The sequence below is a fragment of the Sanguibacter biliveldensis genome, assembly GCF_033798665.1.
Taxonomy (GTDB): Bacteria; Actinomycetota; Actinomycetes; order Actinomycetales; family Cellulomonadaceae; genus Sanguibacter; species Sanguibacter inulinus.
Window position 1 is genome coordinate 1281001 of sequence record NZ_CP138359.1, and the last position, 13714, is coordinate 1294714.

At 71.2% G+C, this 13714-nt stretch carries 12 protein-coding genes and 2 tRNA genes; 9 read left to right on the forward strand and 5 right to left on the reverse strand.

Annotation, left to right across the window (positions count from 1 at the left end; genetic code table 11):
• Window positions 1-14: 14 nt before the first annotated feature.
• Window positions 15-572 (reverse strand): hypothetical protein, encoded by a 558-nt coding sequence (locus SANBI_RS05445; RefSeq protein WP_319159691.1) that lies wholly within the window; start codon window positions 570-572, stop codon window positions 15-17.
• A 165-nt stretch (window positions 573-737) separates the two neighbouring features.
• Window positions 738-1376 carry a hypothetical protein gene (locus SANBI_RS05450; protein WP_319159693.1) on the reverse strand — a complete coding sequence of 213 codons (639 nt, stop codon included), beginning with the start codon at window positions 1374-1376 and terminating at the stop codon, window positions 738-740.
• Between the two features lie 422 nt (window positions 1377-1798).
• Between SANBI_RS05450 and SANBI_RS05455 the strand changes: the two genes are divergently transcribed.
• Window positions 1799-1870, forward strand: a tRNA-Gln gene (locus tag SANBI_RS05455).
• A gap of 109 nt (window positions 1871-1979) precedes the next feature.
• A tRNA-Glu gene (locus SANBI_RS05460) sits at window positions 1980-2052 on the forward strand.
• 506 nt (window positions 2053-2558) lie between these two features.
• On the opposite strand, the gene SANBI_RS05465 is transcribed toward SANBI_RS05460, so the two are convergent.
• Window positions 2559-3278: an IclR family transcriptional regulator gene (locus SANBI_RS05465; RefSeq protein WP_012866122.1), complete on the reverse strand. Its 720-nt coding sequence runs from the start codon at window positions 3276-3278 to the stop codon at window positions 2559-2561.
• A 118-nt stretch (window positions 3279-3396) separates the two neighbouring features.
• On the opposite strand from SANBI_RS05465, the gene leuC reads away from it, so the two are divergent.
• The 5 genes from leuC to SANBI_RS05490 all read left to right on the forward strand — a co-directional run bounded on the left by leuC (window position 3397) and on the right by SANBI_RS05490 (window position 9278).
• Window positions 3397-4836 (forward strand): 3-isopropylmalate dehydratase large subunit, encoded by a 1440-nt coding sequence (gene leuC / locus SANBI_RS05470; RefSeq protein ID WP_319159697.1) that lies wholly within the window; start codon window positions 3397-3399, stop codon window positions 4834-4836.
• Window positions 4837-4862: 26 nt separating this feature from the next.
• Window positions 4863-5501, forward strand: coding sequence for a 3-isopropylmalate dehydratase small subunit (gene leuD, locus SANBI_RS05475; RefSeq protein WP_056131100.1), 639 nt, complete (start codon window positions 4863-4865; stop codon window positions 5499-5501).
• Between the two features lie 236 nt (window positions 5502-5737).
• On the forward strand, window positions 5738-7054 hold the full coding sequence (gene murA, locus SANBI_RS05480; protein WP_056131103.1) for a UDP-N-acetylglucosamine 1-carboxyvinyltransferase: 1317 nt from the start codon (window positions 5738-5740) through the stop codon (window positions 7052-7054).
• Window positions 7055-7287: 233 nt separating this feature from the next.
• Window positions 7288-8271, forward strand: a complete 984-nt coding sequence (locus tag SANBI_RS05485) for a lysophospholipid acyltransferase family protein (protein WP_319159701.1) — start codon at window positions 7288-7290, stop codon at window positions 8269-8271.
• The gene (locus SANBI_RS05490) at window positions 8268-9278 is read left to right on the forward strand and encodes an NAD(P)H-dependent glycerol-3-phosphate dehydrogenase (protein WP_319159703.1); all 1011 of its coding nucleotides are present in this window, start codon (window positions 8268-8270) and stop codon (window positions 9276-9278) included. Before SANBI_RS05485 ends, SANBI_RS05490 begins: the two co-directional genes overlap by 4 nt.
• Before the next feature lie 146 nt (window positions 9279-9424).
• Here the strand turns inward: SANBI_RS05490 and SANBI_RS05495 are convergent, their stop codons facing one another.
• Window positions 9425-10609: a trans-sulfuration enzyme family protein gene (locus SANBI_RS05495; RefSeq protein ID WP_319159705.1), complete on the reverse strand. Its 1185-nt coding sequence runs from the start codon at window positions 10607-10609 to the stop codon at window positions 9425-9427.
• A 42-nt stretch (window positions 10610-10651) separates the two neighbouring features.
• On the opposite strand from SANBI_RS05495, the gene SANBI_RS05500 reads away from it, so the two are divergent.
• Window positions 10652-11836, forward strand: a complete 1185-nt coding sequence (locus SANBI_RS05500; RefSeq protein ID WP_319159707.1) for a D-alanine--D-alanine ligase family protein — start codon at window positions 10652-10654, stop codon at window positions 11834-11836.
• Window positions 11837-12038: 202 nt separating this feature from the next.
• Here the strand turns inward: SANBI_RS05500 and SANBI_RS05505 are convergent, their stop codons facing one another.
• Window positions 12039-12542, reverse strand: coding sequence for a DUF3515 family protein (locus tag SANBI_RS05505; protein WP_319159709.1), 504 nt, complete (start codon window positions 12540-12542; stop codon window positions 12039-12041).
• A 130-nt stretch (window positions 12543-12672) separates the two neighbouring features.
• On the opposite strand from SANBI_RS05505, the gene SANBI_RS05510 reads away from it, so the two are divergent.
• On the forward strand, window positions 12673-13674 hold the full coding sequence (locus tag SANBI_RS05510; protein WP_319159712.1) for a thiamine-phosphate kinase: 1002 nt from the start codon (window positions 12673-12675) through the stop codon (window positions 13672-13674).
• Window positions 13675-13714: the final 40 nt, after the last annotated feature.

A 13714-nucleotide genomic window follows, 5' to 3' on the forward strand; every position in this document is an offset into this window, starting at 1 on the left:
GAGAGGGCATTGGCTCACCGGGCCGAGTGACGGCCTTCCACGACCAGGACGATCTCGTCGGTCTCGACGCTCAGGTACGCCGAGGCGTGCCAGTACGGGGTGCTCAGGGCGTTGTCGAGCGCGACGCTCGACTGCAGCTCCCCTGTCGGCACGTCGCCCGCGAGGTCGTCGACGACCTCGGGAGAGCGGGTCACCGGAGCCGTGCTGTATGCGGATGCGAGGTCAGCGGCGCGGCCCTCGGGCAGCGTCACCACGGCGTCCATCCACGTGGGCACGGGCTCGTCTGCGGCCTTCTGCCCGTCCATCCAGCCGCTGTACCAGACGGCAGTCCGTCCGATCGCGAGAGCGGGCATGCGCTCGGTGAGCGATGTGATGTCTGTCCTGCGGACGCCGTCGCCGGCCTTCTCCGCCGACGAGGCCGTCTGCAGGGTCACCCACAGGCTGCCGGCCGTCACGACGGCCAGCGCGAGCGACAGGACGACGAGGCGCCTGCCCGCGGGCACAGCCCAGCGACGCCCGGGCGTCTCGTCGGTCGTGGCGGGCTGCGTGGTGGTGTCGCGGGTCTGGTCCATGGGCTCTCGGCTCGGAGGGGCCGCGGTCGCTCGGCGACGTCGCGGGCTGCGTCGACCCACCAACCTACCAACGCGGCAGCGCCGTGACCCGTCATTTCTGGTACGTGAGCACCACTGTCCTGGTCACACCTGGTCACACCTGGTCGCACCTGGCCTCACCTGGACTCAGCGGACGCTCGAGTCCCAGCGCCAGCGGGACCGGCGGGGCACGCCCGGCAGCGCGATGCGACCTGTGCACCACAGGAGCGATGCCTCGGGACGGGTTGCCGGCGCCTCGTCGAAGAGCCTGTCCACCGCGCGCTCGGCGGGCCCGGCCGGGAGTGCGTGCGGGCGCCCCGGTCCGATGTCGGCACCGAGCCCCTGGGCGACGTCGTAGCCGTGGACGAGGATCTCGACCACGCCCATCGCCGCGAAGCCCGTCGGGTCCGAGACACCGTGCGGGTGGAAGGCACGAGCGTCCGGACCTGCTGTGCCCACCTGCGCCGCCAGCAGCGCGGCGAGCGCCTGGACCGTGGTGGCCAGCCCCTGCGTGCCTGCCGTCGCGGCGACGCGGACCACGTCGTCACCCCCGTCCGCGGCCGTGAGCGGCAGATAGTCGTCAGGAGCCTGCGCGGCGAGCTGGAGGGCGTAGGCGAGCATGTCGTCACCGACGTGCTCGGCCGTGCGCCAGCACGACCACTCGACGTCGCCCGCAGGGACGTCGAGCTCTTCGGTGGTGGCGGTGAGCAGGAGGTCGGTGAACCATCGCGCGGAGTCGAGGATGTCCTGCGCGTCGCTGGTCCGGGTGCTGGTGATGGCGTCCATGGCCACGACCGTGCCACGGAAGCGCGGAGCGGTCTATCGGAATGACTCGGCGGTCGCGCCTGGCTCGGGTGGTCGTGCGCGGGTCGGGTGGTCGTGCCTGGCTCGCGCAGTGGTGTCGTGTCTGGTTGGTGCGCTTGGTGCGCTTGGTGCGCTTGGTGCGCTCGGTGCCGAGGGTGACGCAGGTCTCGGAGGTCCGTGGTGTGCGTGGCTGAGCGCGATCCTCGGTCTAGAACCGTCTGCTCGGCGTCCACGACGCGCGCAGGACGAGCGTGGAAGGGTGTGAACCGCGGGAAACCGGGGCTCGTACGGAGCGCTGAGGTGGCGGTTTGGCGTTACCCCTGAGGTCGGGTAATATTCTGGATCGGCGGAGCCCACGGGGACAGAACGCGAGAGCGGGATGTCAGACCGGGTCACTTCTCCATTGGGCTATGGTGTAATTGGCAACACATCGGTTTCTGGTACCGACATTCTAGGTTCGAGTCCTGGTAGCCCAGCGCAGAGTTCGATCACATGATCGGGTGTCACAAGCACTCAGAACATGCGGTAGAGTTCTCACTCGGAAGTACAGACGCCGGTCGCAAGACCTGCGGAAACGCTTCTTAGGCCCCCATCGTCTAGCGGCCTAGGACGCCGCCCTCTCACGGCGGTAACACGGGTTCAAATCCCGTTGGGGGTACAACGCAAGGCCCGGTCAGGGAAACCTGACCGGGCCTTTGTCGTTCTCGGGGTCGGCCGCCGACATGCTCGCGCCACCGTCGCTCGAGGAGGCGGGAGCGGGCGGCGCCTGCAGATGTGACCGTCGACACGGCCTGGGCTGTTCGACGTCTGGTGCTGCGCTCGCCGCCCGAGGTCGCACGCCTGGGACCCTGGTCGTACCGACACCACCCAGGTCGCACCGTTGCGGCGCGAGGTGTCCTGCAGGGGCGCGTCCTGGCGTGTCTGTGCGACCTCGTGCGCTGGGGTGCGACCTGGCGGGAGAGTGTGCGACCTCGTGCGGCCACGTGCGACCTGGCGGGAGTGTGTGCGACCACGCGTGGCCCGGTGCGACCTCGCGCTGGCGCAGGCGACCTCGGCGCTCGGATGCCACCTGGCGGGGAGGCGTGCGCCCCCGGACGCACCGAGGCCCGGCGCGCTGTGCGGGCCGGGCCTCAGGTGCAGGGGGAGGAGGGGGAGAGGGCTGTGCTACTCGCCGGAGCGGCGCAGGACCTCGGTGAGGCGGTTGGCAGCGGCGACCACGGATCCTGCGTGCAGACGTCCGGGCTGGCGGCTCAGGCGCTCGACCGGACCCGAGATCGAGACCGCGGCGACGATGCGACCCGACGGTCCGCGGACCGGCGCGGAGACCGACGCGACGCCGACCTCGCGCTCGGAGACCGACTGGGCCCACCCGCGACGACGGACACCGGACAGGATGGTCGCGGTGAACTTGGCGCCCTGGAGACCGCGGTGCAGGCGGTCCGGCTCCTCCCACGCGAGGAGGATCTGCGCGGCCGAGCCGGCGTGCATGGTCAGGGTCGCGCCGACCGGGATCGAGTCGCGGAGGCCGACAGGACGCTCGGCGGCGGCGACGCAGATGCGCTGGTCGCCCTGGCGGCGGTACAGCTGCGCGCTCTCGCCCGTGTGGTCGCGCAGCGCGGTGAGCACAGGGTTCGCGGCGGCGAGCAGGCGGTCCTCGCCGGCGGCCGTGGCGAGCTCGTTGAGGCGGGGTCCGAGGACGAACCTGCCCTGCATGTCGCGGGTCACCAGGCGGTGGTGCTCGAGGGCTACGGCCAGGCGGTGGGCCGTGGGGCGGGCCAGCCGGGTGGCCGCGACGAGCTGTGCGAGGGTGGCCGGTCCTGCCTCGAGAGCACCCAAAACGGATGCTGCCTTGTCGAGCACTCCGACTCCGCTAGAATTGTCCATAGGTCGATATTGCAGTCTCGAAGGCTGAGATGCAAGCGGCCTGACCGAAAGCCCCCAAAGACGCACGCGTCGCCCGGCCGGTGCAGACCGGCGCGACGTGAGCACGAGAGGAACTGTGATGGCCGGCACGCTGGCGGAGAAGGTTTGGGACGCGCACCTCGTGCGTCGAGGAAGCGATGGAGCGCCTGACCTCCTCTACATCGACCTGCACCTCGTCCACGAGGTGACGAGCCCGCAGGCCTTCGAGGGTCTGCGCCTCGCCGGGCGTCCGGTCCGTCGCCCGGACCTCACGATCGCGACCGAGGACCACAACACCCCGACGCTCAACATCGACCTGCCGATCGCGGACCTCACGAGCCGCACCCAGATCCAGACCCTGCGCAACAACGCTGCAGAGTTCGGCGTCCGCATCCACTCGCTCGGAGATGCTGACCAGGGGATCGTGCACGTGGTCGGCCCGCAGCTCGGCCTCACCATGCCCGGCCTCACCGTCGTCTGCGGGGACTCGCACACCTCGACGCACGGCGCCTTCGGTGCCCTCGCCTTCGGCATCGGCACGAGCGAGGTCGAGCACGTCCTCGCCACGCAGACCCTCCCGCTCGCACCGTTCAAGACGATGGCGATCACCGTGAACGGCTCGCTGCCCGAGGGCAGCACGGCCAAGGACATCATCCTCGCGGTCATCGCGAAGATCGGCACCGGCGGCGGGCAGGGTTACGTGCTCGAGTACCGCGGCGAGGCCATCCGGTCCCTCTCGATGGAGGGCCGCATGACCATCTGCAACATGTCGATCGAGGCCGGCGCGCGTGCCGGCATGATCGCCCCCGACGAGACCACCTTCGAGTACCTCAAGGGCCGCCCCCACGCCCCCGAGGGCGCCGACTGGGACGCTGCCGTCGAGTACTGGAAGACCCTGCGCACCGACGACGACGCGACCTTCGACACCGAGGTGGTTCTCGAGGCCGCCGACCTCGAGCCCTTCGTCACCTGGGGCACGAACCCCGGCCAGGGCCTCCCGCTCTCGGCCAACGTGCCGGTCCCGTCCGAGATCGCCGACGAGAACGAGCGCGTCACCGCGGAGCGCGCGATCGAGTATATGGGCCTCAACCCCGGGACCCCGCTGCGCGACATCGCGATCGACACGGTGTTCATCGGCTCGTGCACCAACGGACGCATCGAAGACCTGCGTGCCGTCGCCGAGATCATCGAGGGCAAGAAGAAGGCCGACACGCTCCGCGTTCTCGTCGTCCCCGGCTCGGCGCGCGTGCGCCTGCAGGCCGAGGCCGAGGGCCTGGACAAGGTGTTCCTCGACTTCGGTGCCGAGTGGCGCAACGCCGGCTGCTCGATGTGCCTGGGCATGAACCCGGACCAGCTGGCACCCGGGGAGCGCTCTGCGTCGACCTCCAACCGCAACTTCGAGGGTCGTCAGGGCAAGGGCGGACGCACGCACCTCGTCTCGCCGCTCGTCGCGGCAGCCACCGCGATCCGCGGGACGCTGTCCTCGCCGTCCGACCTCGCCCAGGACGCGGCTGGCGCCGACGCCCTGCAGCCCGCCTGACCGCCCCGAAGGTTTCTGGAGTCATCATGGAGAAGTTCGCAACGCACACAGGTGTGGGCGTCCCGCTGCGCCGCAGCAACGTCGACACCGACCAGATCATCCCCGCCGTCTACCTCAAGCGCGTGACCCGCACGGGCTTCGAGGACGCGCTCTTCGCCGCCTGGCGCGGTGACGAGTCCTTCGTCCTCAACCAGCCCGCGTACACGAGCGGCTCCGTCCTCGTGGCCGGTCCGGACTTCGGCACGGGCTCGTCGCGTGAGCACGCCGTGTGGGCGCTCAAGGACTACGGCTTCAAGGCCGTCCTGTCCGCGCGCTTCGCCGACATCTTCCGCGGCAACTCCGGCAAGCAGGGTCTGCTCGCCGCGCAGCTCGCACAGGAAGACATCGAGCTGCTGTGGAAGGTCCTCGAGACCAAGCCGGGCACCGAGGTCACCGTCAACCTCGTCGACCGCACGGCCTCCGCGGACGACGTGGTCGTGCCCTTCCAGGTCGACGACTACACCCGCTGGCGCCTCATGGAGGGCCTCGACGACATCGGCCTGACCCTCCAGCACGAGGCCGAGATCACCGAGTTCGAGGCGTCCCGCGCCGCGTGGCGCCCGAAGACGCTGCCGGCCAAGCACCTGCCGCCCGTCGAGATCGAGGCGGCTCGTCCCGTCTCCTGACGAGAGCCGCGGGCGAGTGCCTGCACGAGCACCACGGAGGGGCCACCTGGAGGAACAGGTGGCCCCTCCGTCGTGTTGCACGACGTGGGCACTGTGCACCGCCGTGCCCCGCGGCCCCGGTGCGCGAGACGGATCCCCGGGCGGGCCGTCAGAAGCAGCGTCCGGTTGAGTGAAGACACCGTGCATGTCCACCGCTCCGTTAGGAGCAGTGCCGAACGATAGGCGACCATAGCGTCATGACAGATCTGCTCTCCGTCGACGGCGGGAACCCGCTGAACGGCACCATCACCGTGCGCGGTGCGAAGAACTTCGTCTCCAAGGCCATGGTCGCCTCGCTCCTGGGCGAGGGCCCGAGCGAGCTGCGCAACGTGCCCGAGATCCGCGACGTCAAGGTCGTCTCCGGTCTCCTCGAGCTGCACGGTGTCTCGGTCGACTACGACGTGCCCGCAGGCGTGCTGCGCCTCGACCCGAGCAACGTCGAGTCCGCCCACGTGGCCGACATCGACGCGCACGCCGGGTCGAGCCGGATCCCGATCCTCTTCTGCGGTCCGCTGCTGCACAGGCTCGGCGAGGCCTTCATCCCCGACCTCGGCGGCTGCCGCATCGGCGACAGGCCGATCAACTACCACCTCGACATCCTGCGGCAGTTCGGCGCCCAGGTGGACAAGCGCGAGCAGGGCATCCACCTCACCGCCCCGAACGGTCTGCGCGGCACCAAGATCTCGCTGCCCTACCCGAGCGTCGGGGCGACCGAGCAGCTGCTGCTCACCGCCGTGCGCGCGGAGGGCATCACCGAGCTGTCCAACGCGGCCATCGAGCCCGAGATCATGGACCTCATCAACGTCCTGCAGAAGATGGGCGCGATCATCTCGGTCGACACCGACCGCGTGATCCGCATCGAAGGCGTCGCCAAGCTGTCCGGCTACCGCCACACAGCCCTCGGCGACCGCATCGAGGCGTCGTCGTGGGCCTCGGCCGCGCTCGCCACGCAGGGTGACATCTTCGTCAAGGGCGCGACGCAGCCCGAGATGACGGCCTTCCTCAACACCTTCCGCAAGGTCGGCGGCGAGTTCGAGGTCGAGGACGACGGCATCCGGTTCTACCACCCGGGCGGCGAGCTCAAGTCGATCGTCCTCGAGACGGACGTGCACCCCGGTTTCATGACTGACTGGCAGCAGCCGCTCGTCGTCGCGCTCACCCAGGCCACCGGGCTGTCGATCGTCCACGAGACGGTCTACGAGAACCGTTTCGGCTTCACCGACGCCCTGCGCGGCATGGGTGCCAACATCCAGGTGTACAAGGAGTGCCTCGGAGGGCGGCCCTGCCGCTTCGGCCAGCGCAACTTCTACCACTCCGCCGTGATCTCCGGTCCGACCCCGCTCGCCGCAGCCGAGATCGAGGTCCCGGACCTCCGTGGAGGCTTCAGCCACCTGATCGCCGCGCTCGCCGCGAAGGGCACCTCGAAGGTCCGTGGCATCACGCTCATCGACCGTGGCTACGAGCGCTTCACCGAGAAGCTCGAGGCCCTCGGCGCGGAGTTCTCCCGCAGCTGACCGAGGCAGCCTCGCGACGCTCTGGCTGACCGACGCGGCCTGGCACCGCTCGGGTGCCACCGCGCACGACGCCCTGCACCCGTCCCTCGACGGTCGCGGGGCGTCGTGCGTCTGGTGCCGGGTCGGCCCTGGGCCCTGGTGGCCTCAAACCCTCAAGCCCTCGCGGCATCATGTCCGCGTGAGCGCGCGACCGCGTGCGGGACGCAGCCGACCCCTGGCGGTAGCCTTGCCCGGTGACATCTGAGTCGAGCACGTCCACAGGCAGCGGCAGGTCCTTCACGTACAGGTTGGCTGCTGGGATCCTCAAGCCCGTCCTGGTGGCGATGGGCGTCAAGGACTGGCAGGGCACCGAGCACCTGCCGACGACAGGCGGATACCTCGCCGTGGCCAACCACATCACGAACCTCGACCCCTTGACCTTCGCGCACTTCCTCTACGACTCGTCCCGCCCGCCGCGGATCCTCGCGAAGGCGTCCCTGTGGAAGGTCCCCGTGCTCAAGGGTGTCCTGGTCCGCACCGGCATGATCCCCGTGCACCGGGGGACCGCAGGAGCCGCGTCCTCGCTCGCCGACGCTGTCCGCCAGCTCGAGTCGGGGGAGTGCGTCGCCGTGTTCCCCGAGGGAACCCTCACCCGCGACCCGGACCTGTGGCCGATGGTCGGCAAGACCGGGGCGGCCCGCCTCGCGCTCAGCAGCGGCGTCCCGGTGATCCCGGTCGCCCAGTGGGGACCGCAGCTGATCCTCCCGCAGTACTCCAAGCGTCTGTACCCCTTCCCGCGCAAGAAGGTCTCGGTCCACGCGGGACCGCCGGTCGACCTCTCCGACCTCCTCGACCGCCCCCAGGACGCCGCCGTCCTCACGGAGGCCACCGAGCGCATCATGGCCGCCATCACGGCCCTGCTCGAGGAGATCCGCGGCGAGAAGGCCCCTGCAGTCCGCTACGACATGCGCAAGGCGGCCCGCGCCCATCAGGCCGCTGCGGCTGCCTCGGCCCTGGCGGAGGCCCCGGCTGCGGAGCCCGACATGGACGCTGCTCCGGGGACGGTCGCGGACGCTGAGCAGGCCACGAGCGAGCTCGTCCCAGACGTCGAGCCGACGGGAGGCATCGAGCCCGTCGAGGAGACCGGCCGCAGCGCCGGTCCTGGCGACGAGCCGGTCGACGGCACCTCCGACGTCTCCGAGCCCGACCAGCCCACGACCGACGAGGGACGCAGGTGATCGCCGCGGTCCTCGGCTCGGGTGCCTGGGGGACCACCTTCGCGCAGGTGCTCGCCGACGCGGGCTGCACGGTGCGTCTGTGGGGCCGCAACGCCGACGTCGCGCAGCAGATCACGACCGAGCACGTCAACGGGAAGTACCTGCCGGGCGTCGTGCTGCCCGAGTCGGTCTCTGCGACGACAGACGCCGCCGCAGCCCTCGACGGGGTCGACCTCGTGGTCGTCGCCATCCCGTCGCAGAGCGCCCGTGCGACCCTCGAGCCCCTGCGCGACCTCGTGCCGCCGACCGCCGTCGCGGTCTCTCTCATGAAGGGCGTCGAGCTCAGCACAGACCGTCGCATGAGCGAGGTGGTCGCCGAGGCCCTCGCGATCGACGCCAGCCGGGTCGCCGTCGTCTCTGGGCCCAACCTCGCAGGCGAGATCGCGCGTCGTCAGCCGACGGCGACGGTCGTGTCCTCCTCCGACCCGCAGACCGCGGCGCTCGTCGCGAAGGCCTGCTCCTCCGGCTACTTCAGGCCGTACACCAACGCCGACGTCGTCGGTGTCGAGCTCTGCGGCGCTGTCAAGAACGTCATCGCGCTCGCCGTGGGCATGGCTCAGGGACGCGGCTTCGGCTACAACACCACGGCGACAGTCATCACGCGTGGCCTCGCCGAGATCAGCCGCCTGGGCCTCGCCCTCGGAGCCGACGCGGAGACCTTCCCCGGGCTCGCCGGGATGGGCGACCTCATGGCGACGTGCGCGTCACCCTCGTCGCGCAACCACACGCTCGGCAAGCACGTGGGCCAGGGCATGACCCTCGACGACGCGATCACCGCGACGGGCGGCACCGCCGAGGGTGTGAAGTCGTGCCGCTCGGTGCTCGAGCTCGCCCGGTCGGTCGGTGTCGAGATGCCGATCACCGAGGCCGTCGTCGGGGTGCTGCACGGCGGTCTGCCCGTGGACGACATCGCCCGCGGGTTGCTCGCACGCCCCCAGCGTTCCGAGGGCGTGCGCGGAGACGCGTGACTGCTGCAGGCTCGTGACCGACCAGCTCGTGAGCGACCACCCTGTCCCGGAGGCTGACCTCCGACGGCGACAGGCTCGCGGCTGATGAGGAGCTGCGGCTGGTCCTTGCGCGCACAACCGCCGCAGGGACCAGCCGCCGAGGCCGTTCAGGCTCCGGTGACGAGGCGCAGCGCGCGGTCCAGGTCGGCCCAGAGGTCCTCGACGTCTTCGATCCCGACGCTCAGGCGGAGCAGGTCCTCCGGGACCGTCAGGGACTCGGTCGAGAAGCGGCGCCGACGCTCGAGGGTCGACTCGACCCCACCGAGGCTCGTCGCGGGGACCCACAGCTCGAGGGCGTCGACCACTGCGTCAGCCGCCTCGATACCGCCGACGGGCCGCAGCCCGATGATCGCGCCGTAGCCGTCCATGACCCGGGTCGCGACCTCGTGGCCCGGGTCGTCCGGCAGGGACGGGTGCCGGACCTGCGCGACGCCCGGGTGCGCGGAGAGGCGCCGGGCGATCTCGGCGGCGTTCGCCTGGGCACGCTCGACCCGCAGTGCGAGGGTGCGCATGCCGCGCAGCGCGAGCCACACCTCCCACGGGCCGGCGATCGCACCGTGCAGAGTCCGGTAGGCGCGCACCGAGCGCTCCAGGTGCTCCGAGCTGGTGACGACGGCCCCGAGGACCACGTCGGAGTGTCCGGCGAGGTACTTGGTCACCGAGTGCACCACGAGGTCGGCGCCAGACTCGAGCGGCCGCTGGACCAGCGGCGTCGCGAAGGTGTTGTCGACCGCGACGAGAGCCCCGGCGCGGTGGGCCGCGTCGACGAGGACCGGCAGGTCGGCGACCTCGAGCATGGGGTTGGTCGGAGACTCGATCCAGACGAGGTCGGCCCCGGCGAAGGCAGCGGCCGACGCCTCGGTGTCCGCGATGTCGACCCGACGGACCGTGACCCTGTGCCGCTGCGCCATGTCGTCGACAAACCCGAGGGTCACCTGGTACGCGTGCTGCGGGACGACGACCGTGCCGCCGTCCGGGACCATCGCGAGGACCGAGGCGATCGCGGCCATGCCCGAGGCGAAGACCACACCGCTCTGCGTGGCCCCCTCGAGCTGGGCGAGAGCGTCCTCGAAGGGCTCCCACGTCTCCGTGCCGGACCGTGTGTAGAGCTTGTCCTCGGGGGAGGGGACGCCGGCCGAGACGTAGGTCGAGGACAGCACGACAGGGGGGTTGACGGGCCCGCCCTGGACCCGGGGCGGGCGCCCGGCCGTGACGGCGACCGTCGCGGGTGAGACCGGGCCGTGGCCGGTGCGGGGAGAGGTGGGCTCAGGGGTCGTCGACTCGTCGTCCATGCGTCCGAGACTAAGCCGTCACCTCCGGTAAAGTCGCACGCGATGGCTACAGTCTCAGAATCCCAGACCCCCACCCCTGCTCTCGGCGCGGTGGCCCCGGTCGCACCCGGCGAGGCCGTCGGCCGCCCTCGCGTGGTCCTGCTCTTCGGCGGACGCTCCGGGGAGCACGTCATCTCGTGCGCGACAGCTGCCGGCGTCATGCGGGCGATCGACCGCGACCGTTTCGACGTGGTCCCGGTCGGCATCACGCGCACCGGTCAGTGGGTGCTCGTCGAGGACGACCCCGACCGCTGGGCCATCACCGAGGGCCGTCTGCCCGAGGTCGACGCGACGGGCACCGAGGTGCTGCTGCCGCTCGCCGTGGGGCAGAACGCCCTGCGCGTCCTCGAGGCTGGTGAGATGCCACGCATCCTCGGAGACGTCGACGTCGTCTTCCCGCTGCTGCACGGCCCCTTCGGCGAGGACGGCACCCTCCAGGGCATGCTCGAGCTCGCCGACGTCCGCTACGTCGGTGCAGGCGTCCTCGCCTCGGCGGTCGGGATGGACAAGCACTTCATGAAGCTCGTGCTCGCCGGGCAGGGGCTTCCCGTCGGGCCGTACACGGTGATCGCACCGGGTGAGTGGGACCGTGACGAGCAGGGTGCGACAGCCCGCGTCGCGGACCTCGGGCTGCCGGTCTTCGTCAAGCCTGCCCGTGCCGGGTCGAGCCTGGGCATCAGCAAGGTCGACGACCTCGCCGACCTGCCTGCGGCCGTCGCGGAGGCGCGTCGGCACGACCCGAAGGTGATCGTCGAGGCCGGGATCGTCGGCCGCGAGATCGAGTGCGCCGTCCTCGGTGGACGCCGCGGCGAGCGTGCCCGCGCCTCGCTGCCCGGTGAGATCCAGGTGACCGACGAGGCTCACGCCTTCTACGACTTCGAGGCCAAGTACCTCAGCGAGCAGAGCGTCGAGCTCAGCTGCCCGGCGGACCTCAGCCCTGAGCTCGTGGCCCAGGTCCAGGACGTCGCGATCCGCACCTTCGAGGCGGTCTCCGGTGAGGGGCTGTCCAGGGTCGACGTGTTCGTCACCGAGGCCGGCGAGGTCATCGTCAACGAGATCAACACGATGCCGGGCTTCACGCCCTTCTCGATGTACCCGCGGATGTGGGAGAAGAGCGGGATCGGCTACGCGGACCTCATCACCGAGCTCGTCGAGCTCGCCCTCGAGCGCGAGACCGGCCTGCGCTGACGGTCGGCTGTCGGCTGTCTGTCTGCTGACCGACGGCCGGGGTGGTCGGCCGACTGTCGAGATCGTGACTTCGGAGCGAGATCGTGACCTGCAAGGGTCGATCCCGCTCCGATGTCACGATGTCACGATCTCGCTGCTGCTGCTGCTGCTGCTGCTGCTGCTGCTGCTGCTGCTGCTGCTGCTGCTGCTTGCCGGGCGGGCGTCAGCGGCAGGCGTGGGAGGTGGTGGGGATCTCGGAGACGGCTCGGGCGACGTCGATGAGCGACGCCGTCGGCTGGCTGCCGCCGAGCTCTGTGGGCACCTGGACGGAGACTGCGGGCTCGCGGCCGTAGGTGGTGAAGGTCCAGCCGTTGTCGTCCTGGGTGGTGATCCAGTCGAAGGTGCCGAGCCCGGGGATGCCGGGGTCGACCGACTGGCAGTCCTGCGTGGTCGGGGCCGGCGGCTCGACGCCGCAGCGCAGCGTGATCGCGCGTCCGGGCTCGCCCCAGGCCGCCGTCGCCTGGCTCGACGCCCGCACCTTGCTCTGGCCACCGACCTCGTCAGGGAGCATGAGCACGACGGTCGCGCAGATCGGTTCCGCGGCATCGACGCCTGCGGGGACGTTGATCGTCGGGGTGCAGGCTGTCAGGCCGACCGTCACGGCGACCACGCCCAGCGACGCCGCGACCGTGCGCCGGGCTGCTCGCGCCGACGGGCGGCGGACCACAGGCGTCAGAGGCGCGGGTGAAGGGCTTTGCAGGCCGGAGCGGCGGTGGCGGAGACTCGTGAGCACCCCGACACTCTAGTGCCGCTGCCTGGACGTCAGCCCGCGAGCCAGCCTGGGCTAGGGTGGCCGCGTGAGTGACTCTGAGCGTGTCTGCGACCTGGCCGAGGAGCAGCTGCTCGCGCGGATCTTCCCGCTGCTGCCCGCGACCGCCGCGACCCTGGTGGGCCCCGGCGACGACGCTGCGGTGATCTCCGCACCTGACGGACGCTTCGTCGTCTCGACGGATGTCCTCGTCCAGGACCGCCACTTCATCCGCGACTGGTCGACGGGCTACGACGTCGGGTGGCGCGCCGCCGTGCAGAACCTCGCCGACATCGCCGCGATGGGTGCCCGGCCCACCTCCCTGGTGGTCTCGCTCGTGCTGCCCCGCACCGAAGAGGTGCAGTGGGTGCTCGACCTCGCGCGCGGGCTCGCCGAGGCGTGCGCCCCCTACGGCGCGGGCGTCGTCGGGGGAGACCTGTCGAGCGGGGACGCGATCGTCGTCGCCGTCACGGTCCACGGCGACCTCGACGGTGGGGACCCTGTGCTGCGGTCCGGTGCGCGTCCGGGCGACGTCGTCGCGCACGCCGGGGTCCTCGGGCGGTCTGCCGCCGGGCTGGACCTGCTGACGGACGCCGAGGAGACCGCCGCCCACCCCGAGCTTGTCGCCGCCTACCTCCGCCCCGACCCGCCGATCGGCTCGGGGACCCGAGCCCGCCTCGCGGGGGCGACCGCCATGCTCGACGTCTCGGACGGGCTGCTGCGCGACGGCGGCCGGATCGCCCGGGCCAGCGGGGTCGTCCTCGACCTCGACGCACCCTTGCGCGCCCTGCAGACGGACCTGGCCGCCCTGGCGGAGGCCGGCCGCGTGCTCGACGTGGACCCGTCGCGCTGGGTCCTGACGGGCGGAGAGGACCACGGGCTGCTCGCGACCTTCCCGCCTGATGCCGAGCTGCCCTCAGAGTTCCGGGTGATCGGCCGGGTCGTGGCTGCGACAGCCGACCGGTCACCGTCCGTCACCGTGCAGGGAGCCGCGCCCGAGGGCGACGAGGGCTGGGACCACTTCGCGGGGCACGGGCACCCGCGAGACTGACCCGCAGGAATCCTGACCCTGGGGACCTGGGGACCTGGGG